Origin of the sequence: Salinispora oceanensis, assembly GCF_000383575.1 — a bacterium.
GTDB lineage: Bacteria > Actinomycetota > Actinomycetes > Mycobacteriales > Micromonosporaceae > Micromonospora > Micromonospora oceanensis.
This window is the reverse complement of sequence record NZ_KB911579.1, coordinates 814,811-837,707: the sequence shown is the minus strand read 5'-3', so window position 1 is coordinate 837,707 and position 22,897 is coordinate 814,811. Positions and strand designations below refer to the sequence as shown.

Sequence of the window (22,897 nt, the reverse complement as noted above, 5' to 3'; positions counted from 1 at the left end):
ACTCGGGTGGGCTGGTCAGCGGACCCGGCCGTACCCCACGATCGGCATGATGTTCATGTCGCGTTTGAGTACATTGCGCCCGGCGGTGGGGGCGTCAATGATCTGACCATTGCCCACGTAGAGGGCGACATGTCCGAGCCCGCGGTAGAAGACCAGATCGCCGGGACTCAGGTCGTGGCGTTTGATGTGCGCCACCACCCCCCACTGCCGGCGGGTGCTGTGCGGAAGCGATTTTCCGGCCGCTCGCCACGCCGCCGAGGTCAGGCCCGAGCAGTCGTAACCGGCGCCGCCGTCCCCACCCCACCGGTAGGGCTTGCCCAGCGCCCCGTACGCGTACCGCACCGCCACCCCGGCCGCGCCGGAGACTGATGGTGCCGCTTGGACGTCGTCTGCGCTGGCCGTGGAGCGTTCGGTTGCCCGGCCGTACGCCTGCCGTCGCAGTTCGTACAGGTCGGCCAAGTCGCGCTCGATCCGCTTGCGGCTGCTGGCCAGCCCTCGGGCCTGCGCTGTCGCCTTCTCCACGGTCGTCTCCACCCGGCTCCGTTGCGCGAGGAGTTGACGCTGGTCGTTGGTGAAGGCGGTGATTCGCTTCTGCCGCTCCCGGGCGAGTTTGTCGACGGTGGTGAGCCGGTTGACCAGGGTCGTGCTGTCGTCTGGGCTCAGCAATGCGGTGGCGGTGCCGAGTTCACCGGTCTTGTACGCGGCCACCGCCAGCTGGCTGGCCTCGGCCCGGTGCTGCGCGACCTGTTCTTCCAGCGGGCCCAGCTGGGCGGTCAACCGGGCCAGGGTGGCTTTGTTCGCCTTGAGGCCTTCGGCAAGGGTGTTGTGCGCCTCCACGACCTGCTCCAGCTCGGTGGAGGCTTTCTCGATCCGCCGGGTCAGCTCGGCGGGGGAGGGCTCGGCCTGGGCGGGCGTGACCGGTGCGACCAGCGTGGCCAAGATCGCCGCGACGGCGAGGGCGGGTAGTCGTTTCCGGATGGACGACAAGTGCGACGGCTCCTTCTCCCACCAGCCACCGGGTGGGGGCGGAGGCCCAGCGGCGCCGGGCCCGTGCCCTCCGGACGGACGGCGTTGGGCGGGCCGACCTGGACAAGGTAACCCGGGGCAGGAGTGAACCGCAGGGGAAGTCGAGGCGATTGTTGCTGAACGGAAGTATGTGAACTTCTATCGGACCGGGGTGCTGGCCACCGGCTCCGGAATCGCGGCCTGTCCGGTCACCCACCTGCTCACCCGCCGCTCGGCGAAGAAGGAGACGAACGGAACGGTTCCCGCCAACATCACCAAGATCATGCGTGACAACGGCCAGCCGGCCCGCCGGGACAGGTCGAAGGCGGCCACCAGGTAGACCATGTAGAGGAAGCCGTGGGCCTGGCCCACCGTTTCCACCACAATCGGATAGTCGAACCCGTACTTGAGCGGCATTCCGATCACCATGAGCAGGATCAGCACCACGCCGACGATCCAGGCGATCACGCGGTACCGGGTCAGGGCTGCGCCCACCGTCGTCCGTCCTTCCGACCCGGCCTAGCCGGGGTAGTCGCCGGGCCGAGCACCCGGATTGTCGGTCAACCACCGCAGGTAGCGGTTGTAGGCGCTGAGCTCCGGATCGTCACTGTCCGACACGGTGGTCGCCGTACGGCTGACCCGTACCGGCCGGCGCACCGCCAGCTGGGTGGGCTCGGTGGTCGCGGACGACTCGGTGCTTTCCGCCGCTACGCCCGGCGCCTCGGGCCCGCGGAGCTCTTGGCGGACCTCCCGCCACCAGACGAAGACGACGAACCCGGCGAAAACCGGCCACTCCACGGCGTATCCCCAGCTGATTGGATTGCCGCCGGCCGCGCGGCTGAGCTGCCACCAGCCGAGCCCGAGGAAGCCTACGACGAGCACGACCATGGCCACATGGCGCACGATCCACGCCGGGGTCCAGAGCCGCTTCATAGCCTCGAGAGTACCGGGGACGGGGGCGCGTTCCGACAGCCGTGTCCTGGCGGCGGGCTGGTTTGTCGGCACCTCGGGTGGGCATCCGGCTAGACGCCAGCCCAGAACAGCGAAGGAGGCGATGATGACCGGATCCGTGCGGCGGGATGAGTACCAGAGCCCGGAGCAGCGGATGCCCGAATGGGATGGAGACCACCTGCACGACCGGGCCTCCGGCACCGCGGACTCCGACGGCGAGGCGCTCGGCGTCGACCCTGCCGAACTCGGCGAGGCTGACCTGATCCGTGAGTTGCACAGCCTGCACCGAACGCGGCTGGACACCCTGCGGCACGCCGCCGACGCGGCGCTCGCCACCCACCTGCGTCGGACCGCCGAGCTCGAGACCGAGTACCTCGCCCGGCGTCCGGGGCGGGAGGTTGACCCGAGCCGACTGCGGGGGTCGTGATGGCGTCAGCCGAGCGGGGTATGTCGGCCCCCCCGGAGGTCGTGTTCAACACGGCGATCGACCCGGACCGGATGTCGGCGTGGCTCCCCGAGCCGCTTCGCGCCGGCGGCCGGCCGGCTACGGACATCCGTCCGGCGGAGCTGACGGCCCGCTGGCGGGCCACCGGGGACTGGACCGCCGAGATCCGGGTTGACCCGGCAGATGCCGGCGGGGCGTGGATCCGGCTCGACCTGACCGGTGGTACCGCCGACCGGCTGGTGGACGAGGCGTTGGCAGACCTTGCCGAAGCGGTGGCCGACAACCTGCAGGCGGGTTGAGCCGGGGGCAACCGTCGAGCCGTTCGGCTCGGCGACCAGACCGAGGGAGCGGTGACCAAGTTGAAGGCGAAGGTGACCCGCCTGCGTCGGGCCTACGCGCCGCACGAGTACCGGCCACTCGGCGGCTACCTCGTGGCCATGGGTGCCTACACCGGGGTGACGGCCGCGATCGTCGGGCTGGTGAAGGTGACTCGCCGGCCGCTGCCGGAGCGACCGGCGACGGCCGACGTGGTCCTGCTGGCCATCGCAACCCACAAGCTCAGCCGGTTGCTCTCCAAGAAAGCCGTGACCAGCCCGGTGCGGGCGCCGTTCACCCGCTACGCCCGGCCGATCGGCAGCGGCGAGGTGATGGAGGAGGTGCGCGACTCGGGCAGTCCCACCCGGCACGCCGTCGGTGAGCTGCTCAGTTGCCCGTTCTGCCTGGCTGTCTGGGTGGCCACCGGGCTCACCGGAGGGCTGGTGCTGGCGCCGCGGCTGACCCGTCTCGTCGCCACGGCGCTCACCGCCATGACGGCCTCGGACTTCATTCAGCTGGCGTACGCGACAGCGCAGCAGGGCGCCGAGCGGAGCGAGGGTTAGTCAGCCCAGCCGAACGAGCACATCCGTCGCCCGGTCGCGGGCGGGGCCGGGCTACCGGCCCGCCCGCGACCGGGCGGGTGTTCTGGTGGTGCCCCACGCCGACCGAAGCAGCAGGCTCTCAGCTCTCCTCCCCCGACCAACCTCGGGGAGACTCCGCCTCCCGCTCGTCGGCGTCCGCGCCGGTGATGATGTCTCGATCAACCGCCGTGACATCGTGCTCCCGGGCGAAGTCCGGCTCCGGTAGCGTGTCCCGACCCTCCGGCGGCTGGCCGAGGGCCGCGAGCTGTTCCTGTTGCTCCGAGCGTCGCCGGGCGGGCTGGGACATGTCACTCTCCTTCACGTCGGATCACCGGGCTGGGCGCCCCGACCCGTGCGTCGCCGGACCACCCGGACCGGCTCCTCGGCGGCAGCCCGGTCAGGCGGCCGATCCGCCCAGCAGGTCGGCCGCCTCATCCACGGAGTACTCGCCCTCGGGTAGTCCGCCGATACGGGTGAGGAGCGCCGCCGGCATCTCGGCGGCTACCGCCCGCCGGTAGATGTCGCCCTGGCTGATCCGTTCCTGGCCGCGGTAGAGCTCCTCGAGTAGGTCGTCGAGACGGCGCAGGTCCGACTCGGTCTTGGGCACCGCGGTTACGGGTGGGTTGTCGGTCACGGCGCCCACCTACCCGGGGCCGTACCCCGTAAACCACCCCGCCCGGCGTCAGGCAGGGGTGACGGCCGGAGCCCGACGCCGGGTGCGTACGGCGGCCGCCAGGTCAGCCAGGACCTCCTCCGTGGTGTCCCAGCCGATGCAGGCGTCGGTGATCGACTGTCCGTACGTCAGCTCGCGGGTCGGGTCCAGGTCCTGCCGACCCGCAAGCAGGAAGCTCTCCAGCATGACGCCGACGATGCCGTGCTGGCCGCCGGCGAGTTGGGCGGCCACGTCGGCGGCGACGAGCGGCTGGTTGCGGTGGTCCTTGCCGCTGTTGGCGTGGCTGGCGTCGATGACCAGTCGTTCGGGAAGCCCGGCGGCGCGCAGCAGCGCCAGCGCGTCGCTCACCGACTCGGCGTCGTAGTTCGGCTGGTTGCCGCCACCGCGTAGCACCAGGTGGCCGTCGGTGTTACCGCGGGTGTGCATGATCGCCGGGGTGCCGGAGTTGTCGATGCCGGGGAAGACGTGCGGCACCCCGGCCGCTCGGATGGCGTCCGTTGCGGTGGAGATGCTGCCGTCGGGACGGTTCTTCATGCCGATCGGCATCGACAGGCCGGAGGCGAGCTGGCGGTGCACCTGGCTCTCCACCGTCCGGGCGCCGATCGCGCCCCACGCCACCGTGTCGGCGATGTACTGCGGGGTGATCGGGTCCAGGAACTCGCAGCCGACCGGAAGACCCAGGCGCAGCACGTCAATCAGGAGTGCCCGGGCCCGACGCAGGCCGGTGTTCACATCACCGGAGCCGTCCAGCCCGGGGTCGTTGATCAGCCCTTTCCAGCCGACGGTCGAGCGCGGCTTCTCGAAGTAGACCCGCATCACCACGAGCAGGTCGTCGGCGAGCCGATCGGCGAGCTCGCGGAGCCGGTGCGCGTAGGCGAGCGCGGCGACCGGATCATGTACAGAGCAGGGGCCGACCACCACTAGGAGGCGGTCGTCCGCGCGGTCCAACACTCGGCTGACGGCCCGTCTGCCAGTAAGTACGGCCGAGGTGAGCGAGCTGTCCAGGGGGAGCTCGTGGTGTAGCAGGGCCGGGGTGGTCAGCGGCACCACGCGGTCGATCCGCTGGTCGCTGAGCCGGTTCGTCTCGGAGGTGTTCACGGTGGGCTTCCCTTCGCCGACCGTGCCCGGGGCCGGTGCCCGGGAGAGCCGGCTGCTCGTACGCAAAAAGGCAGGAGCGGAAGCTCCTGCCTTGCCGGCTCGTGCGGGTGACTTCAGCTCACGATGAGGTCACCGGCGGGAGAGCCGGCTGCCTAAACCATCGATACGAGTGTGTCACGTCGCTGAGTCTACCTGACTCGACGGCAATGGCCACCTGCCCGTACGGAAGTACTCATCTGATTTTCACCAGCTTCGATGGCGATATCGATAGGTTTGTGGCGCCAACGACCGACCACTCCCTCTCCCGGAGGTTTTCGATGGATCGTCGTACTCTGCTCCGCGCTGGCGTCGCCGGTGGCGCCGCCGCCTTCTCCGGCAGTCTCTGGGCTGGCGCCGCGCTGGCCGATCCCGCCCAGCCCGGGGAGAGCCCCTACGGGCCCCTACGGTCGGCCGACGCCCTGGGTATCCAGCTGCCCGTGGGATTCACCAGTCGGATCGTGGCCCGTTCCCGGCAGGCCGTCACCGGTACCGCCTACACCTGGCACGACGCACCCGACGGTGGCGCCTGCTTCGCCGCCGGTGCCGGCTGGATCTACGTCTCCAACTCGGAGATCACCCCGGGTGGTGGCGCGTCGGCGGTCCGGTTCAACGCTGACGGCAGCATCGCCTCGGCCTACCAGATCCTGTCGGGCACCCGGCAGAACTGCGCCGGCGGGGCGACACCGTGGGAGACGTGGCTCTCCTGCGAGGAGGTCAGCCGGGGCTACGTCTACGAGACCTACCCGACCGGTGGCGCGAACGCCCTGCGGCGGGATGCGATGGGTTTGTTCAAGCATGAGGCCGCCGCCTGCGATCCAAGTCGCCAGGTGATCTACCTCACCGAGGATGAGCGGGACGGCTGCCTCTACCGGTTCCGGCCGACGACCTGGGGCGACCTCTCGGCCGGCACCCTGGAGGTGCTGGTGGGCGGCGCCGCCACCAGCGGCCCGGTGTCCTGGGCCCCGGTGCCCGACCCAGACGGATCGCCGACGTACACGCGTGACCAGGTCTCCGGGGCGAAGCGGTTCAACGGCGGGGAGGGCTGTTGGTACGCCGACGGGACCTGTTGGTTCACCACGAAGGGGGACAACCGGGTCTGGGCGTACGACGCGGTCAACGAGCGGATCGACCTGGCGTACGACGACTCGTTGGTCTCCGGCACCGCCCCGCTGACCGGGGTGGACAACATCACCGGTACCGCCGGCGGTGACCTCTACGTCGCCGAGGACGGCGGCAACATGGAGATCAACATAATTACCCCGGACGAGGTCGTCGCCCCGTTCCTGCGGATCACCGGTCAGTCCCGGTCGGAGATCTGTGGTCCGGCGTTCTCCCCCGACGGCACCCGGTTCTACTTCTCGTCCCAGCGCGGCACCTCCGGATCGTCCTCCGGTGGCATCACCTACGAGGTGCGCGGCCCGTTCCGCTGAGCGAGCCGGCGGGGCCCGCGGCCGAACCGGCGCGTCGGGCCCCGTCCCGCGGCGGACGGTCCCCGCTTCGGGCCCCGTCCCGCGGCGGACGGTCCCCGCTTCGGGCCCTGTCCTGCGGCGGACGGTCCCCGCGTCGGGCCCGTCCCGCGGCGCACCGTCCACGCGCCCCGGAGATCGGATAGCGTCCTCCCATGCCCGACAGCGGTTTTCCCTGGCCCATCGAGACAACCCGACTGGACAACGGCCTGCGCGTGGTGGTGAGCGAGGATCGAACCGCCCCGGCCGTGGCCGTGAACCTCTGGTACGACATCGGCTCCCGGCACGAACCGGAGGGGCAGACCGGCTTCGCCCACCTCTTCGAGCACCTGATGTTCGAGGGCTCGACAAACGTGGCGAAGACCGAACACATGAAGCTGGTCCAGGGGTGTGGTGGGTCCCTCAACGCCACCACCAACCCGGACCGCACCAACTACTTCGAGACGGTCCCCGCCGAGCACCTTGAGCTGGCCCTCTGGCTCGAAGCCGACCGGATGGGCGGGTTGGTGCCGGCGTTGACCCAGGAGACGCTGGACAACCAGCGGGACGTGGTCAAGAACGAGCGACGGCAGCGCTACGAGAACGTCCCGTACGGCGACGCCTGGCTGCGGCTGCTACCACTGCTCTACCCGCCGGGCCACCCCTATCACCATGCGACGATCGGCTCGATGGCCGATTTGAACGCCGCCGACCTCCCCACCTTCCAGGCGTTCCACTCCGCGTACTACGCGCCGAACAACGCTGTTCTGACGGTCGTCGGCGACACCTCCGCCGACGAGGTGTTCGCCCTGGCCGAGAAGTACTTCGGCGCGATCCCGGCCCGATCGGAGATCCCCGCCGCGCCGGACGGCCAGCACGTTCCCGGCAGCGGCGTGGCGACGACGGAGTCGGTCGTCACCGAGGTGCCCGCCCCCCGGGTGTACGTCGCGCACCGGACCCACCCGTTCGGCACCGCCGGCTACGACGTGACCAGCGTGCTCGCCACCGTCCTCGGCAGCGGGCGGGGCAGCCGGCTCTACCAGCGGCTCGCCGACGGGGAACGGATCGCGCAGCCGGACCTGGTCGGGGCGTACGGGGTGGACCTGGCGTATGCCCCAGCGCCGTTGATCGCCACCGCCACCGCCCGCCCCGGGGTGTCGGCCGAGCGGTTGGCTGCCGGGTTGGGCGAGGTCGTTGACGAGTTGGCCACCGTGCCGGTTACCGCCGCGGAGTTGGACCGGGCCAAGGCGCTGCTCAGCACCGCCTGGTGGCGGCAGATGTCGACGGTGGAGGGCCGGGCCGACACCCTCGGCCGGTACGCGACACAGTTCGGTGACCCGCGCCGGGCGGCCGAGCGGCTGCCGGCGTGGCTGGCGGTGACCGCCGAGCAAATCGCGGCGGTAGCCGCCGAGGTGCTCGCCCCGGCCGACCGGGTGACCCTGACCTACCTGCCCGAGGAGAGCTCATGACGCTGATCAGCACCCGGCCCGGTCCGGGGGCCGCCCGACCGTACCGGTTTCCGCAGGTGGTCCGCCGCGGTGTCGCGGGTGGGCAGCTGGTCGCCGCGCACCTGCCGGGGCAGTCGCTGGCGGTGGCGCTGTTGCTGCTCGACGCCGGCGCCGGCCGCGAATCACCGGGGCGGGAGGGGCTGGGCGCGGTGCTCGCCAAGGCGCTGGAAGAGGGGACAGCGCAGCGGGACGCGACGTCGTACGCGCTGGCAATCGAGGCGCTCGGCACCGAGCTGGTGGCCGGCCTGGACTGGGACTCCTTCCAGGTGAGCGTGCAGGCGCCGGTGGATCGGCTGCCCGCCGCCGTGGAGCTGTTGGCGGAGGCGGTGCGTACGCCGCGGCTGGAACCGGACGACGTCCGGCGGGTCCGCGACGACGAGGCGACCGCCCAGCGCATGGATTGGGCGAATCCGGGCCCGCGGGCCGATGCGGCGCTGCGGGCTGACCTGTTCGGTGTCGAGAACCGCTGGGGCCGACCGCTGTACGGCGACCCGGAGACGGTGGCCGCGCTGGAGGTCGAGGACATCCGCATCTTCCACTCGGAGTGGTTCCTTCGGCCGGGCACTCTGATCGTCGTCGGGGACCTGGAGCGCCTCGACCTGGACGCGCTCGCGGCGACGGCGTTCGCCGGCACCGGTGGCGGCGCGGTGGACCGGGGTGGCCCGGTCCAGTTAACCCCGCGACAGGGCCGCAAGATCATCTTGGTGGACCGGCCGGGTTCGGTGCAGTCGACGCTGCGGCTCGGGCATCCGTCGCCGCACCGCGCACACCCCGACCATGTGCCGATGCGGCTCGCCGGCACCGTTCTCGGTGGCGCCTTCACCTCCCGGCTCAACCATCTGATCCGTGAGGTGCGGGGCTACACGTACGGGATCCGGGGTGACTTCGTGTCGTCGCGTCGGTTCGGGCGGTTCGCGGTCAGCTCCGGCGTGCAGACCGCGGTGACCGCGCCCGCGTTGGTCGAGGCGGTCAGCGAGATCACCCGTACCCAGCAGACCGGGGTGACCGAGCCGGAGCTGGCGGTGGCCCGCTCCTGGCTGGCCGGCCAGCTCTCGGTCGAGTTGCAGACCCCGCGGGCGATCGCCGCGGCGCTGACCACGCTGGTCGTCCACGACCTGCCTGACGACTACCACGCCCGGCTGCGTACGGCGCTGCTCGCCGCCGAGGTCGAGGAGGTCTCGGCGGCCGCCGCCGCGCACCTGCACCCGGAGGAGCTGACCCTGGTGGTCGAGGGGGACGCCGCCCTGATCCAGGCCGAGCTGGCGGCGACCGGCCTGGGGGAGGTCAGCACCAGCACACGCTGACCGCCCACCGCCACGCTGACCGCCCGCCGCCCGGATCACCAGGTCCGGGCGGTGGGAAAGGATTCTTGGTTGGCGGGTTCCGCTGGGTAGCCTCGCGGGTATGAGGATCGGCATTGTGGGGGCCACCGGCCAGGTCGGTGGGGTAATGCGGCAGGTGTTGGCGGAGCGGGAGTTCCCCGCGGAACAGGTTCGGCTGTTCGCCTCCGCGCGGTCGGCGGGGCGGACCCTGCCCTGGCGCGGCGGCGAGTTGACGGTGGAGGACGCCGCCGCCGCCGACTACTCGGGGCTGGACATCGTTCTCTTCTCGGCCGGCAAGGAATCCGCCCGGGACCTGGCCCCCCGGGTCGCCGAAGCCGGAGCTGTGGTGATCGACAACTCGTCGGCTTTTCGGATGGACCCGGCGGTGCCGCTCGTCGTCGCCGAGGTGAATCCGCACGCTGCGCGGCAACGACCCCGCGGGATCATCGCCAACCCGAACTGCACCACGATGGCCGCGATGCCGGTGCTGCGTCCGCTGCACGCCGAGGCGGAGCTGGTGAGTCTCGTCGTCTCGACCTATCAGGCCGTCTCCGGGGCCGGCCTCGCCGGCGTGGCTGAGTTGGACGAGCAGGTCCGGAAGGTGGCCGAGCACGCGAGCGGCCTCACCTTCGACGGCGCAGCCGTGGACTTCCCGGTGTCCCGGTCATTCGCCCAGTCGATCGCGTTCAACGTGCTCCCGCTCGCCGGTTCGATCGTTGACGACGGGTCCGAGGAGACCGACGAGGAGCAGAAGCTGCGGAACGAGAGCCGCAAGATCCTCGAGATCCCCGGGCTCAAGGTCTCCGGCACCTGCGTCCGGGTACCCGTCTTCACCGGCCACTCACTTCAGGTCAACGCGCGCTTCGCCCGGCCGATCACCCCGCAGCGGGCCCGGGAGCTGCTCGCTGACGCGCCCGGCGTCGCCCTCTCCGAGGTGCCCACGCCGCTGCAGGCCGCCGGTCAGGACCCGACCTATGTGGGCCGAATCCGCGCCGACCAGACCGTCGAACATGGTCTCGCCCTCTTCTGCGCCAACGACAACCTGCGGAAGGGGGCGGCGCTCAACGCCGTACAGATCGCCGAACTGGTCGCCGCCGAGCGCGCCTGAGCCACACCGTCGGCGCCGCTCATACCCCCGGGGCGGCGCCGAACGTGTTTGGATTGTGGGTGACCCGACGAGGGAGGCAACCGTGACCGACCAGAGCCAGGCGCCGCTGCTCGAGCTCCTCGCGGAGCACCGGATGGGTGTGTTGGCGACGCTGCGGCGGGACGGGCCGGCGCAGCTCTCCACCGTGCTCTACCAGTACGACCCGGCGGCCGGGCTGATCCGGAGCTCGGTCACCGACAACCGGGCCAAGGTCGCCAACCTGCGCCGGGACCCGCGGGCCAGCTTCCACGTCAGCAGCGGGGCCGGCTGGTCGTACGCGGTCGCCGAGGGGCGGGCCGAGCTGACTCCGGTCGCCGAGCGCCCGGACGATCCCACGGTCGAGGAGCTGGTCGCCCTCTACCGGGCGATGCAGGGTGAACACCCGGACTGGGACGACTTCCGCCGGGAGATGGTGGCGCAGCGCCGGCTGGTGTTGCGACTGCACGTCGAGCGTGTCTACGGCCTGCCCCCGCGCGGCTGAACGGCCACCCCATCGCGTCCGGGCTCGTTACCTGCCGCCCCGGTGGGGGTAGTCCGCGGTGCCGACAGCGAGAGGGGAGCACCATGACAACGGTCGAAGAATTCATGACGACCCGGTTGGTGACGATGGACGGCAACGACACGCTCATCGCGGCCGCCCAGGAGATGCGGGACTGCGCCATCGGGGACGTTGTGGTCACCGATGGTGACGATGTCGTTGGCATCGTAACAGATCGTGACATTACCGTTCGGGCGGTGGCGGAGAACATGAATCCGGCCTCGACCCGGTTGAACGAGATCACCACCCGGGATGTGATCACGGTCAGTCAGCACGACGACGCCGTGGCCGCCGCCGACCTGATGCGGACGTACGCGGTGCGTCGGCTGCCGGTGGTCGAGGACGGGCAGCTGATCGGCCTGGTGTCGATGGGGGACCTGGCGGTGGAGCGCGAACCACAGTCGGTGCTCGCGGACATCAGCGCGGACGACCCGAACAACTAGCGCGGCCCGGCCAGGTCTCGGCCTGGCTAGGTCTCACCCGATCCGGGCGAGGTTGACCGCTCCGGATCGGGGGACCCGTGCCCGGAGGCGATGGCACGACGTTGGGGTGGTGCCATGGGCAGCCCAGTCGCGCGTACGGACGGGCCGGCGGGAGGTGGGACCCATGTCGGAAGCGACCACGGCCTTCTTCAAGGATCTCGACCGGCGGGGCTACGAGCCGCTGCTGATGCGGGCCACCGCGACGGTCCGGTTCGACCTGCACGAGGGGGCGCACACGACGCACTGGTTCCTCCGGATCGACCGGGGGCGGTTGCGGGTGAGCCGGGAGGACCTGGAGGCCGACGCGGTCATCGGGCTCAGCCCGGCGCTCTTTGAGGAGTTGGCCGCCGGTCGAGAACACGCCATCGCGGCCAGCCTGCGGGGAGACCTGAGGGTCAGCGGTGATCCACGGCTCTTCGTCCAGGTGGAGCGGCTCTTCCCGGGCGACCCACGCGCGCGTGGACCGCGTCGAGCCTTCGAGCGGGAGGTTCGTTGATGCCGGGTAACACGGTACGCATCCTCGACGGCAATACCTTCGTGGTCTCTGCGGAGAGTGGGGACATCGAGGCGACGCCGAACGAGCCGACCGGTCTCTTCTCCCTCGACACCCGCTTCCTGTCCACCTGGGTGCTGACGGTCAACGGCGAACGGCTCAACCCGCTCTCCTATGACGACCTGCAGTACTACGAGGCGCGGTTCTTCCTGGTGCCGGGGGCGGCGACGCACTACGTGGACGCCAAGCTCTCGGTGATCCGGGAACGGGCGGTGGGGGGAAGTTTTCGGGAGACGCTCACCATTCTCAATCACGACGAGAATCCGGTCGAGCTGGAGGTTCGGATGGCGGCGGCAGCCGACTTCGCCGACCTGTTCGAGATCAAGGACGACCAGCTGAACAAGAAGGGCGAGCTCTACACCGAGGCCGAGTCGGACCGGCTGCGGTTGGGCTACCGGCGCGGCAACTTCCGGCGCGAAACCATGATCACCTCGTCGGTGCCCGCCCGGTTCGACCAGGGCGGCTTCGCGTACACCATCGATCTGGCGGCGAATGAGCAGTGGGTGGCGGAGATCGACGTCCGGACCCTGACCCTCGGCCCCAGCGGCCGGGACCTGCGCAGGGGGTTGCGTGCGCACGGCGACGAGCGGCTCGCCCTGGAACAGGACCTCAAGGAGTGGATCGCGAACGCTCCCAAGGTCAACAGTGAACGCGAGGATCTGACCGCGACATACCACCGCTGCCTGGTCGACCTGGCGGCGCTGCGCTTCGTTCCGTTCTCGCTGGGTGGGGCGGCGCTACCGGCCGCCGGCCTGCCGTGGTTCATGACCATGTTCGGCCGGGACAGCATCCTGACCTGCCTGCAGGTACTGCCGTTCACCCCGGAACTCGCCAAGACGACGCTACAGATCCTCGCCGCCCTTCAGGGCACCCGGTTCGACGACTTCCGGGAGGAGGACCCGGGCCGGATTCTGCACGAGATGCGGTACGGCGAGACGGCCGCCTTCGAGGAGCAGCCCCACTCGCCGTACTACGGCTCGGTGGACGCGACCCCGCTGTTCATCGTGCTCCTCGACGAGTACGAGCGGTGGAGCGGAGACGCCGATCTGGTACGGGCGCTGCAGGTCGAGTGTCGGGCTGCGTTGAAATGGATCGATAGCTGCGCCGACCTGGTGGGCAACGGTTACATCTGGTACGAACGACGCAACACCGACACCGGGCTGGAGAACCAGTGCTGGAAGGACTCCTGGGACTCCATCTCCTACCGCGACGGCACCCTGCCACCGTTCCCCCGCGCCACCTGCGAGGTGCAGGGATACGCGTACGACGCGAAGATGCGGGCCGCGCGGCTGGCCCGCGAGTTCTGGGACGACCCGGCCTACGCCGAGCAACTGGAGCGGGAGGCGGCCGACCTCAAGGAACGGTTCAACCGGGAGTGGTGGGTGGAGGACGGTGAGTACTATGCGCTCGCCCTGGACCCGGACGGCCGGCAGTGCGACGTGCTCAGTTCCAACCTCGGGCATCTGCTCTGGAGCGGAATCGTCGACGACGAGCGAGCCCCGAGAATCGCCGAACACCTGGTGGGGCCACGGCTCTTCTCCGGCTGGGGGGTGCGGACGCTGGCCAGGGGAGAGGCCCGATACAACCCGATCGGCTATCACAACGGCACCATCTGGCCGTTCGACAACTCGTTCGTCGCCTGGGGCCTGCGCAAGTATGGCTTCGCGGAGGAGGCGGCGACGGTCGCCAACGGCATCCTCGACGCCGCCCGCTACTTCGACGGTCGGCTGCCGGAGGCGTTCGGCGGCTACCCACGGGAGCTGACCAAGTTCCCGGTCGAATACCCGACCGCGTGTACGCCCCAGGCCTGGTCCACCGGCGCCCCACTGTTGCTGCTGCGGACGATGCTCGGGCTGGAGCCACACCAGGGCCACCTGGTTGTCGAGCCGCGCCTGCCAGCGGGGATGGGGCGGATCGAGGTGCTGGATATTCCGGGCCGGTGGGGTCGGGTGGACGCGTTCGCCCGCGGCCGGCTCGACCTGCGGCGGCGCGGCGAGTGAGGTGAGCCGGCCCAGCCCGACCTGCGGCGGCGCGGCGAGTCAGGTGAGCCGGCCCAGCCCGACCCCGGGCCGGGGGAAGGCGGACGGTAGCAACAATGGGGGCTTCCACCCGCCGAGCGGCCACCGAAACCGGGGTAAGGTCGGCGGATGCCGGAACTCGTGTATCCGCCCGTGATCGCCGCCGCCAAGACAATGTTCCGGGTACTCGACCTGAAGATCACCATTGAGGGTGCCCACCACGTACCGCGGACCGGCGGCGCGGTCCTCGCCAGCAACCACGTCAGCTACCTCGACTTCATCTTCTGTGGCCTGGGCGCGCGCGAGTCGAAGCGGCTGGTCCGGTTCATGGCCAAGAAGTCCGTGTTCACGCACCGGATCTCCGGGCCGTTGATGCGGGGCATGCGGCACATCCCGGTCGACCGCCGGGCCGGAACCGGTTCCTTTGTCGAGGCGGTCGCCGCGCTGCGGCGGGGCGAGGTGGTCGGGGTCTTCCCCGAGGCGACGATCAGCCGGTCGTTCACCGTCAAGCAGCTCAAGAGCGGTGCGACCCGGATGGCCCGGGAAGCCGACGTGCCGGTGCTGCCGGTGGCGGTCTGGGGAACCCAGCGGCTGTGGACCAAGGGACGGCCGCGCACCCTCGGTCGGCGGCACACCCCGATCACCATCCTGATCGGGGAGCCGATGAAACCGGCCGCCTACCCGGACGCGAACGCGATGACCTCCGACCTGGCCGAGCGGCTGAGCGCACTGGTCGACCGGAACCAACGGGAGTACCCGGAGCGCCCCGCCGGCCCCGACGACACCTGGTGGCTCCCGGCGCACCTGGGCGGCAGCGCACCCACCCCCGCCGAGGCGGGCACCCTGGATCGCTCCTGAGCCGCCCACGGGCGAAATTGCTTCGGAGTGGACGCGGCCCCCACCCGCCTTCGTGGCGGTGGCGAGCAGGTAACCCCTCGGTCGGGCGGCGGAGGTGGGTCGTCAGCGGGTTCGGTTGAGCTCGTAGTCGGCGAGCACGGCGCCGGAGGGGGTTCCCTCCAGCCGCAGCAGATTCCACTGCCGTAGCTGCTCGTCACCCTCGCCGAGTAGTCGTCGCCCGGAGCCCAGCACCGCCGGGGCAATGACGAGTCGGAGCTCGTCAACCAGATTGTCCGCCAGGAGGGACTGGGCGAGGCGAATGCTGCCGTGGACGCCGATGTCGCCGCCGGGACGCTCCTTGAGCCGGCGAACGAGCTCGGCGACCGGACTCGAGACGACCGTGGTGTTGGCCCACGGCACGGTCGGAGTCGCCGAGCTGATCAGAAACTTTGGCACCTCGTTGATGAAGTCGGCAAAGGGCTGCTCCTCCGCCGTCGGCCAGTACGGCGCCCACTCGTCGTAGGTCCGTCGGCCGAGCAGCACCGTGTCCTGGGCCTTGATCGTGCGGGCGAGATTGGCGTACATCACCTCGTCGAAGTCGAAAATGTAGCGGTCGGGTGCCTCCACCACCCCATCCATTGACATCAGTGTGTAGAGCACGAGCTTACGCATGCAGATCTCCTCGGCCGTCGTACCGGATGGCTGATTGTCGAGCCCTGGTATGACAAACGGCTCCAGGCCACGCGGGTAGCGGAGGCCCGGGCCGTCACCGGGAGCCGACGTACGCGGCCGGCGGCTACCGGGGCCTACCGCCGGGTCCGGAGTGGCGGAAGCTCTCCGCGAGGGTGCCGACGAGTTGTCGCGGGATGAACGGGAACGTGTCGGTGAGGACGTAGTAGTAGGTGCCGTCGGGATACTCGGGCGTGACTCCGTGTCGGCCGTTGGCCGCGTCCAGCACGCCGTGGCCCGCCACGAACTCGAAGTCCTCGGTGTAGGTGCCGTCGTATGCCCCGCCCGGGCCGTCCGGTCGGACACCGGAGCGGAGTCGGTACGAGGAGGTCAACTCGGTGATGCCGGAGGCCGGGTCCGTCGCGTCGGCGTAACCGAGTCCCGCGTAGACGGGGAAGCCGTCGCCGGCCCAGCCGAGCAGCGGGGAGTGGCGGCTCGCGTCCCGCTGGCCGGCCACTGCCGTCGGTAGGCCGTGGTAGTGGTAAGCCCCGGTCGGCTGGACATGCGCGTTGTTGTCATCCAAACCGAGATTCGTCTTGGGGCTGATCGCCTCGACTGTCCAGCCGGAGGCCGGGTCCCGTTGATACCACTCGGCGGCGAGCGGGTCGAAGGGGACCCCGTTGATCGCGATGCCGAAGGGTTGCGGCAGGACGAGTGGGGTGGCGCGGCTGGCCTGGGTGCCGTTCAGCGGGAGCTGGAACTCGTACGCCTGGGCCGAGACGGTGTGGGGGTTGTGGGCGTTCGGGAACCTGCCCCTCGGGTGGTTCGGCAGTCCGTTGGCGCGGATGATTCGGCTGTCCCCGGTTACCGTCACGTCGATCTGGGTCCCGGTGGCGCTGTCGGCGATCGAGTAGTTGCCCGTCAGCTCGGTTGACACCGGGGTGGACGGCGCGTCGACGGGGGTGGCGGACGTCGAGGGGTCGTTGACCCCGGTGACCGTCGTCCGGCCACACGCCGAGACCCCGAGGGCGGCGCCGAGCCCACCGAGCAGGAAGACGCGGCGGGGGGGTCGACCAGAACCGTGTTGAGGAGAAGTCATGCCACTACTGTGGCCGCTGATTTCAGGTGGTGACTGTGCGCGGCCTGTGGACCAGCTGGAAATCGGGAAATGACACCGGTCCGAGGTCGTCAACCAGGCCCTACAGACCAACTGTCAATCACGATCCTGGCGAAGAGACGCGAATATCTCCGGTTCATGGGTTTGGGCTGCGACACGGGGCAGGAGCGGTAAGTTGAGAGGCGCTGTGAGCTCCCTCCTGCCCTCTGGGTAGGTCAGAAAACATGAAAGGTTCACGCGGTGCGTACCAGAAAGATCTGCCTGGTGGGGATGGGCCCGCGGGGGCTCGCGGTCCTGGAGCGACTGTGTGCCAACCACGATGGTGAGAACGAGTTGGTGCTCCACCTGGTGGATCCCTTTCCGCCGGGGTCGGGAAGAATATGGCGAGAGCAGCAGTCACCCCATCTGTTGATGAACACGGTTACCGCCCAGGTGAGTCAGTTTACCGATGAGAGTGTCAACTGCGCGGGTCCGATCAGGCCGGGTCCGAGTCTGCACGGTTGGATGGACAGCCGTGCCGCCGGGGCGGACCAGGGGCACCGGGGACCGGACGAATACTCCTCGCGGAGATTGTACGGCCGCTATCTGAGATGGGCTTTTGAACGCGTGGTGTCTGGCGCTCCCGACACCGTCCGCGTTAATGTTCACCGCGCCACCGCAGTGGCGTTGGAGGACGGGAGTGACGGTCAGTGCGTCACGCTGGATAACGGGGATCGCCTGCCGGACATGGACGCCGTGGTGCTGTCGCTCGGTCATCTCGACACCGAACTCACGGGTGATGAGCGTGAGCTGGCGGATTTCGCCGAGAGTCACGGTCTGCGTTACTTCCCGCCCGGAAATCCGGCGGATTTCGACCTGGATGGAATCGATGCCGGGGAGGCGGTCGCCGTCCGGGGGCTCGGGCTTGCCTTCTTCGACGTTCTTGCCCTGGTCACGGAGGGGCGTGGTGGCCGGTTCACACCGCTGGACGAGGGGTTACGGTATGAACCCTCCGGTCGGGAACCGGTTCTTTATGCCGGGGCGCATCACGGTATTCCGGACTATACCCGGGGGCGGAACCAGAAGGGTGCTGCGGGCAAGCACAACCCCCGGTTCCTGACCGCCAGCGCGGCCCATCGTATTCGTGAAGCTCCAGAATCCACCTTCCGGCAAGACGTGTGGCCCCTGCTGGATGCGGAGGTTCGCATGGTTTACTACGTGGCTCTCGTTACGCAACGCCATGGACCAGCAGCCGCCAGCGAATTTCAGGAAGAGTACTTTTCGGCGCCGGATGACTCCGGAATTCTTCGGCGGTACGGCGTGACCGAGTCGGACGAGTGGAGTTGGGAGAACGTCGGCCGGCCGTGGCGTTCGCGCGATTTCCCCGAACGGGCTGACTTTAATCATTGGCTGCTTGATCACCTCCGCAAGGATATCGACCGGGCCAAGGTCGGCAATATTGACGACCCCATAAAAACCGCACTGGATGTGATACGCGACCTACACGGGGAGATCCGACTGGCCATCGACCTGTCCGGAGTCACCGGGTCCTCGTATCGCGACGAGGTGGTCCACTGGTTCACGCCGCTGAGCACCCTTTTTTCCGCCGGTCCGCCGCCGTTGCGGGTCGAGCAGATGGTGGCGCTCATCGAGTGCGGCTTGCTGCAGGTGGTGGGCCCCGAGCCGGAGATACGAACAGATCCGCAAGGTGGCTGTTTCACCGTGCGGTCCACCATGATCCCGGGGCGGCCAACCCGGACCACGGCACTGATAGAGGCGCGCATTCCCAAGCCAGACCTACCGCACAGCGCCAACCCGCTGCTACGTTCCCTGCTCGATGCCGGCAAGTGTCGGCCATACCGTATTCCAGACGCCAGCGGTGCCTACGAGAGTGGTGGGCTCGACGTTACTCCACGACCATTTCGGCTGATTGACACCGCCGGTGTCCCCCATCCGAACCGTTTCGCCTACGGGCCGCCGATCGAGTCGGTTTCCTGGTCGCTGAACGAAACAATCCGGCCTGGCGTCGGTTCCGCGATTCTCGAGAATGCGGACGCAATTGCCCGGGCCGCGCTTTCTTGCTAGCCTCCCGTCGCCGCCGAGAAAGCCCAGCCCGGCCGGACGTGGACTGGGGATTCTCGTCGCGTCGGGGTCTGCCCTGGGTGAGGGGTCAGGGCTGCTCGGGGAGCTGCGCGACAAACGCACGCCACGCCGTGGGCCCGAATGCCAGCGCCGGACCGCTCGGGTCCTTGGAATCCCGGACGCCGACGACTCCCGGCAGGTTGTCGGCGACCTCGACGCAGTTGCCGCCGCTCGCCCCGCTACGGGTGGACTTCTTCCACCGGGCGTAATTGAGGTCCATGGTAGGTCTCTACTTCCTTTAACAGGTCGACGGACGGGTTGCGCGGCAGAGCCTCATTGCGAACGCTCTCCCACATCATGTGCAGCTTAGCCACTCCCTGGTCCTTGTCGACCACCTCTCCACCAAGCTGATTTTCCAGGTGGCCGATCCACCGCCCCTCAGTCGATCGGGCCAGCGCGAACGGACCCGACAGCCCGATGTGGATGCCGCTCGCGACGGGGACGATCAGTACGTGTACGTGCGGCAACTCGGTCATGGAGATCAAATGGGCGATCTGCTGTGCCATGATCCCGCTGAAGCTGTCGCCGGTGCGCCGAAGGGCCCCCTCGTCCAGCACAGCAACGAGTTGCGGCGGGTGATCGTTTCTCAGGATCTTTTGTCGCTCCATCCGCGCGGCGGTCAACTGGTCAACCTCACCGTCGCTGAGGCTGTCGTCGGTGCGCAGAACCGTCCGGGCATAGTGCTCCGTCTGGAGCAGGCCGGGAATCAGGATCGGCTCGAAGTAGCGAAGTTGGGTCGCGGTGCGCTCCGCGTCCAGCCACGGCAGGAACCAGGACGGGGTACCCAGCTTGGAGGCCAGCCGCTCGAACAGCCCGCCGGTCCTGAGCGCGCGGTCGGTCCCCCGGATGAAGTCGATGGTGAGCGCGCGGCTGCCGTTCTCCACGGCGCTGACGTGGGAGGCGGTGTATCCGGCAGCCCGCCCGAAGGCCTCCTGCGTCAAGCCCGCCGCGCCCCTGGCCCGGCGAATCTCACTCACGATGAAGTCGGCGATTGGCCCTGGCACATCGGTCATTCAGCACTCCTCAAATTCGGTGATCGACTACCCATCTCGCTACCTGGCGGACTGGCGTTAGCCCACGGCGGCCCAGCGGACCCACTCATCTGGTAGTCCCAGGGCTGTGGTGTGCAACCTGGAGTTAGGGAAATAGTCGGTGGGGGCATCCGGGGCCACCGACGGCGCCGTGGGGTCGCCCTTCGCTTAAGGAGTTCAGGCGAGGGCGACGTTACCAATGTTCATTCAGATGTGGGAGTGTCGTCGTGACGACAGTAGTTGGCCCAGATTTGCCGCAGCGAAAGAGTCGGGCTGCGTCCGCAGGTTCGATCAGCTTGAATCAAACCAAACCTGCCGTGTCTGAAGTCGAGTCCGCGCGCTTGCCGAGCGTGAGGGCTGGTGGCCGGGCGATGGGGAGAGTGCGTGTCTTTCATACTCGCGGGGAGATGCTTCAAGCTGTGCTTGCTGGGCTGCGGAGGCTGTGATGACCGACGACCGGAGACCGTCCGAGCTGCACCCCAACCCGCGATCCGTCCGGGACGCCCCCACTGCCCGATGGCCGCTGGGTGCGCGCGAGTCGCCCTCCGGACCCGAACCGGCTCACAACCCGACGGAAACTGACAGCAGTACTGGTGGTGGTGATCGTTGTTGTCGCTGTGGTAATCGGCGTGCTCCGGTGACGAGGTGGAAAGAAGATTCGGGCTATCTCCAGAGGAGGGGTCGACTTAGCGCCCCTCTGCCGCGCTGTCGGCCGCATTTGGCCATCCGGCCGCGAAACGTCAGATGCCCAGGCTGAGTACCTCATCGGGTGCCCCGTCGAAGGAGTGCCCGCGCTACGCCTCGGCGCATCCGTTTCGACGCGCCCGGTAGGCCAGATAGGCGACGGACCTCATGAATTTCCAACTCTTGTCGACCGGCCAGGGCGATCGCTGCGGCGTACGGTCGCACGTCGGGCTGACGGAGCAGGGCCTCGGTCTCCCGTAGGACCCTGAGTAGAACCCCTCGGTCCGCATGTGCGTGTTGCGCGACGAGCCGGAGGAAGTTGTTGCGTTCCCACTGGTCGAACTCGCCGGCCAGCATCTCGGCCAGGGTCGTCGTACTGGTGCGGATGTCCTTTGCGACAGCCAACCGCACGAAGGAGTAGGGACAATGGGCGAGAGCGTGCAGCCCGTCCTGATCGACGCGGGAGTCCGTTACGAGGTCCAGGTAGTCCCGCGGTGTGCGTGGGCATGGCAGTAGCCTGTCGATGTCCGCCATCGGAGAATTTAAGCAGGTCGCGGATGGGCTGGTCAGGTACCTGCCCCGGCCCGGTCGCTTGTTGCGGCAGTCGCCTACCGTCGACCTGTGACGATGAGCGACGAGGACTTGGCCGTCATCCGCCGGCGACCGGCGTACCAATCGGCCTTGTGGCTGGGGCGGCTGGCCCCCGTGCCACAGTTGGTGCCGTTCGCCGTCGTTGCGCTTGCTGATGACATCAGCTTGGCAGATGCGGTCTTCTCCTACGCTTGGCTTTCGTTGGTCATGCTGGCCGGCGCGTTCCTACTTCTCTGGCGTGCCGGAGTTCCCTTCGAACGACAGGGTTTGTCGGTGGGAACGGCCGCAGACTCCAAGTTCAATGAGGCCCTGAGGGCAGACTTCCTCTTCCGGCGAAGGTGACGCTTCGCCCGACCGTGCTACCTGGCTTCGCCGATTGCCGGCCGGCCTCGACAGGCTGCGGCGGCACGACCTGCGGCACGCCACGAACAGCCTGACAACGCCACTCCGATCGAAGAGGTGCCTGTGCGCCCGGCAGGATTCGAACCTGCGGCCTTGGGATTAGAAGTCCCCTGCTCTATCCGCTGAGCTACGGGCGCGTGCCATGGAATGTCGCCCGAGAAGGGTACCGCCGCGGGCCCGATCGGCGGGGGAGCGGGTGGCGGTGACCGCTCCCGGCGGCAATCAGGCCTGCGGCGCCGTCGACTTTGCCTCGGCGGTCTGGTCGGGCGTCGGTGGTGCCGCCTGCGCTGTTAGGCGGCTGGGGTCGATTCTTCCGGCGCCGAGGAATCCGTCGGTCCATCGTCCGACCTCCGTCAGGACTCTGTCGCGGACGGTGGGCGCGGAGAGCGTGAGGTCGTGCAGCCCACCGTCAACCCGGAGCAGGGTGACGTGCCGGCCGAGCCGGGGCGCCCAGCGCGCCATGTGCTCCACATCCAGCACCGAGTCGGCGCTGGCGGCCGCCTCCCGCCACTTCAGTCCCTTGAAACTGCGCGTTGAGGCGGCGACGAGCATCGGTGCCGGGATGTTCAGCCCGGCGCGGAGCTGTTGCTGGCCCCGCCGGACCGCGGCCAGCCAGCCCGCCCGGATCGGGAAGCCGCCGAGTGGCTTCCAGGCGAGGTCGTAGTTCCACTCGCCGCGGTGGGTGGCGTGCAGGCTCTCGCCGTAGACGGTGCTGAGGCCGTTGGCGAGGGTGCGCTTGGGTGACCGGTGGGCCAGGCGGGCGACGGCCGCCGCTCCGGGGCGCCGCAGCACCCAGGGGAGGTTCAGGTCGAAGAAGGGGCTGTTGAGGAAGAGTCCGTCAACCACACCGGCCTCCCGCCGGGCGTTCGCCCAGAGCGAGATGATCAGGCCACCGGTGGAGTGGCCCATACCGAGTAGGGTGTCATGCCCGTCGTCCGATCTGATGATCTTTACGGCGGCGTCCAGCTCCGCGAAGTAGTCACCGAGGTCCAGGCAGAAGTTCGCCGTCTGGTGCGGGAGCAGGCTGCGACCGTACTTGCGCAGGTCCAGGGCGTAGAAGTCCCAGCCCTGGGCGGCGAAGTGATCGGCGACGTGGGTCTGGAAGAAGTAGTCGACATATCCGTGCACGTAGAGCACCGCACGGTTGGTGGGCCGCTCGGCGCGGCGGCGCACCAGGGTCGCCACCACCGGCCCCTCGTCGTCGGTGCCCAGGTCGATCGTGTGCCGCTCGTAGGGCGGCCCCAGCACGTCCGGTTCCACGACTGCGACGGTACGCCGGCCAGCTACCGGACGGTAGCCCTCCTCCCGGCCTTGTGCGGGAGGAG

Annotated in this window: 26 protein-coding genes, 1 tRNA gene and 1 pseudogene; 15 read left to right on the top strand and 13 right to left on the bottom strand. The window is 69.1% G+C overall.

Features of this window, described 5'->3' with window-relative positions; genetic code table 11:
* Positions 1 to 15: 15 nt before the first annotated feature.
* The 3 genes from SALPAC4_RS0103665 to SALPAC4_RS0103655 all read right to left on the bottom strand — a co-directional run bounded on the left by SALPAC4_RS0103665 (position 16) and on the right by SALPAC4_RS0103655 (position 1,938).
* Positions 16 to 987 carry a C40 family peptidase gene (locus tag SALPAC4_RS0103665; protein ID WP_019869207.1) on the bottom strand — a complete coding sequence of 324 codons (972 nt, stop codon included), beginning with the start codon at positions 985 to 987 and terminating at the stop codon, positions 16 to 18.
* A gap of 177 nt (positions 988 to 1,164) precedes the next feature.
* On the bottom strand, positions 1,165 to 1,500 hold the full coding sequence (locus tag SALPAC4_RS0103660) for a DUF3817 domain-containing protein (RefSeq protein WP_019869206.1): 336 nt from the start codon (positions 1,498 to 1,500) through the stop codon (positions 1,165 to 1,167).
* Positions 1,501 to 1,524: 24 nt separating this feature from the next.
* Positions 1,525 to 1,938, bottom strand: coding sequence for a hypothetical protein (locus SALPAC4_RS0103655; protein ID WP_018732740.1), 414 nt, complete (start codon positions 1,936 to 1,938; stop codon positions 1,525 to 1,527).
* Between the two features lie 121 nt (positions 1,939 to 2,059).
* Between SALPAC4_RS0103655 and SALPAC4_RS0103650 the strand changes: the two genes are divergently transcribed.
* The 3 genes from SALPAC4_RS0103650 to SALPAC4_RS0103640 are packed head-to-tail and all read left to right on the top strand — an operon-like array spanning position 2,060 to position 3,279.
* Entirely contained in the window at positions 2,060 to 2,383 is a 324-nt protein-coding gene (locus SALPAC4_RS0103650; RefSeq protein ID WP_018732741.1) for a DUF6158 family protein, read from the top strand.
* Positions 2,383 to 2,700, top strand: a complete 318-nt coding sequence (locus SALPAC4_RS0103645) for a hypothetical protein (RefSeq protein WP_018814746.1) — start codon at positions 2,383 to 2,385, stop codon at positions 2,698 to 2,700. The genes SALPAC4_RS0103650 and SALPAC4_RS0103645 overlap by 1 nt, the downstream gene beginning before the upstream one ends.
* A gap of 51 nt (positions 2,701 to 2,751) precedes the next feature.
* Positions 2,752 to 3,279 carry a DUF1360 domain-containing protein gene (locus SALPAC4_RS0103640; protein WP_019869205.1) on the top strand — a complete coding sequence of 176 codons (528 nt, stop codon included), beginning with the start codon at positions 2,752 to 2,754 and terminating at the stop codon, positions 3,277 to 3,279.
* Positions 3,280 to 3,397: 118 nt separating this feature from the next.
* On the opposite strand, the gene SALPAC4_RS0103635 is transcribed toward SALPAC4_RS0103640, so the two are convergent.
* The 3 genes from SALPAC4_RS0103635 to SALPAC4_RS0103625 all read right to left on the bottom strand — a co-directional run bounded on the left by SALPAC4_RS0103635 (position 3,398) and on the right by SALPAC4_RS0103625 (position 5,068).
* Positions 3,398 to 3,604 carry a hypothetical protein gene (locus SALPAC4_RS0103635; protein WP_019869204.1) on the bottom strand — a complete coding sequence of 69 codons (207 nt, stop codon included), beginning with the start codon at positions 3,602 to 3,604 and terminating at the stop codon, positions 3,398 to 3,400.
* 90 nt (positions 3,605 to 3,694) lie between these two features.
* Positions 3,695 to 3,931, bottom strand: a complete 237-nt coding sequence (locus SALPAC4_RS0103630) for a hypothetical protein (protein ID WP_019869203.1) — start codon at positions 3,929 to 3,931, stop codon at positions 3,695 to 3,697.
* Positions 3,932 to 3,979: 48 nt separating this feature from the next.
* A complete protein-coding gene (locus SALPAC4_RS0103625) occupies positions 3,980 to 5,068 on the bottom strand; it encodes a 3-deoxy-7-phosphoheptulonate synthase (RefSeq protein ID WP_019869202.1) in 1,089 nt (362 codons plus the stop codon).
* Between the two features lie 317 nt (positions 5,069 to 5,385).
* On the opposite strand from SALPAC4_RS0103625, the gene SALPAC4_RS0103620 reads away from it, so the two are divergent.
* From SALPAC4_RS0103620 to SALPAC4_RS0103575, 9 genes are all read left to right on the top strand, one after another.
* Positions 5,386 to 6,537: an alkaline phosphatase PhoX gene (locus tag SALPAC4_RS0103620; RefSeq protein ID WP_019869201.1), complete on the top strand. Its 1,152-nt coding sequence runs from the start codon at positions 5,386 to 5,388 to the stop codon at positions 6,535 to 6,537.
* A gap of 191 nt (positions 6,538 to 6,728) precedes the next feature.
* Positions 6,729 to 8,021 carry a M16 family metallopeptidase gene (locus SALPAC4_RS0103610; protein ID WP_019869200.1) on the top strand — a complete coding sequence of 431 codons (1,293 nt, stop codon included), beginning with the start codon at positions 6,729 to 6,731 and terminating at the stop codon, positions 8,019 to 8,021.
* Complete coding sequence (locus tag SALPAC4_RS0103605) at positions 8,018 to 9,364, top strand: M16 family metallopeptidase (RefSeq protein WP_019869199.1); 1,347 nt, start codon at positions 8,018 to 8,020, stop codon at positions 9,362 to 9,364. The genes SALPAC4_RS0103610 and SALPAC4_RS0103605 overlap by 4 nt, the downstream gene beginning before the upstream one ends.
* A 100-nt stretch (positions 9,365 to 9,464) precedes the next feature.
* Positions 9,465 to 10,490: an aspartate-semialdehyde dehydrogenase gene (locus SALPAC4_RS0103600; protein ID WP_018737712.1), complete on the top strand. Its 1,026-nt coding sequence runs from the start codon at positions 9,465 to 9,467 to the stop codon at positions 10,488 to 10,490.
* Positions 10,491 to 10,572: 82 nt separating this feature from the next.
* On the top strand, positions 10,573 to 11,010 hold the full coding sequence (locus tag SALPAC4_RS0103595; protein ID WP_018734776.1) for a PPOX class F420-dependent oxidoreductase: 438 nt from the start codon (positions 10,573 to 10,575) through the stop codon (positions 11,008 to 11,010).
* Positions 11,011 to 11,093: 83 nt separating this feature from the next.
* Positions 11,094 to 11,510, top strand: a complete 417-nt coding sequence (locus SALPAC4_RS0103590; RefSeq protein ID WP_018222920.1) for a CBS domain-containing protein — start codon at positions 11,094 to 11,096, stop codon at positions 11,508 to 11,510.
* Between the two features lie 163 nt (positions 11,511 to 11,673).
* Positions 11,674 to 12,045, top strand: coding sequence for an SCP2 sterol-binding domain-containing protein (locus SALPAC4_RS0103585; RefSeq protein ID WP_018732752.1), 372 nt, complete (start codon positions 11,674 to 11,676; stop codon positions 12,043 to 12,045).
* On the top strand, positions 12,045 to 14,102 hold the full coding sequence (locus tag SALPAC4_RS0103580; RefSeq protein ID WP_019869198.1) for an amylo-alpha-1,6-glucosidase: 2,058 nt from the start codon (positions 12,045 to 12,047) through the stop codon (positions 14,100 to 14,102). The genes SALPAC4_RS0103585 and SALPAC4_RS0103580 overlap by 1 nt, the downstream gene beginning before the upstream one ends.
* A 147-nt stretch (positions 14,103 to 14,249) precedes the next feature.
* A complete protein-coding gene (locus tag SALPAC4_RS0103575; RefSeq protein WP_019869197.1) occupies positions 14,250 to 14,978 on the top strand; it encodes a lysophospholipid acyltransferase family protein in 729 nt (242 codons plus the stop codon).
* A gap of 102 nt (positions 14,979 to 15,080) precedes the next feature.
* Here SALPAC4_RS0103575 and SALPAC4_RS0103570 read toward each other — a convergent pair whose 3' ends face one another.
* Together SALPAC4_RS0103570 and SALPAC4_RS0103565 are read right to left on the bottom strand one after the other, a co-directional pair.
* A complete protein-coding gene (locus SALPAC4_RS0103570; RefSeq protein WP_019869196.1) occupies positions 15,081 to 15,629 on the bottom strand; it encodes a dihydrofolate reductase family protein in 549 nt (182 codons plus the stop codon).
* Between the two features lie 124 nt (positions 15,630 to 15,753).
* Entirely contained in the window at positions 15,754 to 16,725 is a 972-nt protein-coding gene (locus SALPAC4_RS0103565; RefSeq protein ID WP_020113447.1) for a YHYH protein, read from the bottom strand.
* Positions 16,726 to 17,013: 288 nt separating this feature from the next.
* Between SALPAC4_RS0103565 and SALPAC4_RS0103560 the strand changes: the two genes are divergently transcribed.
* On the top strand, positions 17,014 to 18,807 hold the full coding sequence (locus SALPAC4_RS0103560) for an FAD/NAD(P)-binding protein (RefSeq protein ID WP_080640838.1): 1,794 nt from the start codon (positions 17,014 to 17,016) through the stop codon (positions 18,805 to 18,807).
* A gap of 85 nt (positions 18,808 to 18,892) precedes the next feature.
* Here the strand turns inward: SALPAC4_RS0103560 and SALPAC4_RS26005 are convergent, their stop codons facing one another.
* Together SALPAC4_RS26005 and SALPAC4_RS0103550 are read right to left on the bottom strand one after the other, a co-directional pair.
* Complete coding sequence (locus tag SALPAC4_RS26005) at positions 18,893 to 19,084, bottom strand: DUF397 domain-containing protein (protein ID WP_027644734.1); 192 nt, start codon at positions 19,082 to 19,084, stop codon at positions 18,893 to 18,895.
* Entirely contained in the window at positions 19,044 to 19,877 is an 834-nt protein-coding gene (locus tag SALPAC4_RS0103550) for a helix-turn-helix domain-containing protein (protein ID WP_019869193.1), read from the bottom strand. Before SALPAC4_RS0103550 ends, SALPAC4_RS26005 begins: the two co-directional genes overlap by 41 nt.
* Before the next feature lie 463 nt (positions 19,878 to 20,340).
* Here SALPAC4_RS0103550 and SALPAC4_RS28215 point away from each other — a divergent pair.
* A pseudogene (locus tag SALPAC4_RS28215) lies at positions 20,341 to 20,536 on the top strand (hypothetical protein).
* A 121-nt stretch (positions 20,537 to 20,657) separates the two neighbouring features.
* On the opposite strand, the gene SALPAC4_RS0103540 reads toward SALPAC4_RS28215, so the two are convergent.
* Entirely contained in the window at positions 20,658 to 21,113 is a 456-nt protein-coding gene (locus SALPAC4_RS0103540) for a hypothetical protein (RefSeq protein WP_019869192.1), read from the bottom strand.
* 87 nt (positions 21,114 to 21,200) lie between these two features.
* Between SALPAC4_RS0103540 and SALPAC4_RS0103535 the strand changes: the two genes are divergently transcribed.
* Positions 21,201 to 21,512: a hypothetical protein gene (locus tag SALPAC4_RS0103535; protein WP_019869191.1), complete on the top strand. Its 312-nt coding sequence runs from the start codon at positions 21,201 to 21,203 to the stop codon at positions 21,510 to 21,512.
* Positions 21,513 to 21,636: 124 nt separating this feature from the next.
* On the opposite strand, the gene SALPAC4_RS0103530 is transcribed toward SALPAC4_RS0103535, so the two are convergent.
* Both SALPAC4_RS0103530 and SALPAC4_RS0103525 read right to left on the bottom strand, forming a co-directional pair.
* A tRNA-Arg gene (locus SALPAC4_RS0103530) sits at positions 21,637 to 21,709 on the bottom strand.
* A gap of 85 nt (positions 21,710 to 21,794) precedes the next feature.
* The gene (locus tag SALPAC4_RS0103525) at positions 21,795 to 22,832 is read right to left on the bottom strand and encodes an alpha/beta hydrolase (protein WP_019869190.1); all 1,038 of its coding nucleotides are present in this window, start codon (positions 22,830 to 22,832) and stop codon (positions 21,795 to 21,797) included.
* Positions 22,833 to 22,897 lie beyond the last annotated feature (65 nt).

Bases quoted from the DNA above. Each gene is read 5' to 3' on its own strand.
- SALPAC4_RS0103655 (WP_018732740.1), bottom strand. From the start codon at position 1,938: ATGAAGCGGCTCTGGACCCCGGCGTGGATCGTGCGCCATGTGGCCATG.
- SALPAC4_RS0103565 (WP_020113447.1), bottom strand. From the start codon at position 16,725: ATGACTTCTCCTCAACACGGTTCTGGTCGACCCCCCCGCCGCGTCTTC.
- SALPAC4_RS0103645 (WP_018814746.1), top strand. From the start codon at position 2,383: ATGGCGTCAGCCGAGCGGGGTATGTCGGCCCCCCCGGAGGTCGTGTTC.
- SALPAC4_RS0103540 (WP_019869192.1), bottom strand. From the start codon at position 21,113: ATGGCGGACATCGACAGGCTACTGCCATGCCCACGCACACCGCGGGAC.
- SALPAC4_RS0103610 (WP_019869200.1), top strand. From the start codon at position 6,729: ATGCCCGACAGCGGTTTTCCCTGGCCCATCGAGACAACCCGACTGGAC.
- SALPAC4_RS26005 (WP_027644734.1), bottom strand. From the start codon at position 19,084: ATGGACCTCAATTACGCCCGGTGGAAGAAGTCCACCCGTAGCGGGGCG.
- SALPAC4_RS0103635 (WP_019869204.1), bottom strand. From the start codon at position 3,604: ATGTCCCAGCCCGCCCGGCGACGCTCGGAGCAACAGGAACAGCTCGCG.
- SALPAC4_RS0103590 (WP_018222920.1), top strand. From the start codon at position 11,094: ATGACAACGGTCGAAGAATTCATGACGACCCGGTTGGTGACGATGGAC.
- SALPAC4_RS0103550 (WP_019869193.1), bottom strand. From the start codon at position 19,877: ATGACCGATGTGCCAGGGCCAATCGCCGACTTCATCGTGAGTGAGATT.
- SALPAC4_RS0103570 (WP_019869196.1), bottom strand. From the start codon at position 15,629: ATGCGTAAGCTCGTGCTCTACACACTGATGTCAATGGATGGGGTGGTG.
- SALPAC4_RS0103560 (WP_080640838.1), top strand. From the start codon at position 17,014: ATGGGCCCGCGGGGGCTCGCGGTCCTGGAGCGACTGTGTGCCAACCAC.
- SALPAC4_RS0103650 (WP_018732741.1), top strand. From the start codon at position 2,060: ATGATGACCGGATCCGTGCGGCGGGATGAGTACCAGAGCCCGGAGCAG.
- SALPAC4_RS0103580 (WP_019869198.1), top strand. From the start codon at position 12,045: ATGCCGGGTAACACGGTACGCATCCTCGACGGCAATACCTTCGTGGTC.
- SALPAC4_RS0103585 (WP_018732752.1), top strand. From the start codon at position 11,674: ATGTCGGAAGCGACCACGGCCTTCTTCAAGGATCTCGACCGGCGGGGC.
- SALPAC4_RS0103620 (WP_019869201.1), top strand. From the start codon at position 5,386: ATGGATCGTCGTACTCTGCTCCGCGCTGGCGTCGCCGGTGGCGCCGCC.
- SALPAC4_RS0103600 (WP_018737712.1), top strand. From the start codon at position 9,465: ATGAGGATCGGCATTGTGGGGGCCACCGGCCAGGTCGGTGGGGTAATG.
- SALPAC4_RS0103575 (WP_019869197.1), top strand. From the start codon at position 14,250: ATGCCGGAACTCGTGTATCCGCCCGTGATCGCCGCCGCCAAGACAATG.
- SALPAC4_RS0103605 (WP_019869199.1), top strand. From the start codon at position 8,018: ATGACGCTGATCAGCACCCGGCCCGGTCCGGGGGCCGCCCGACCGTAC.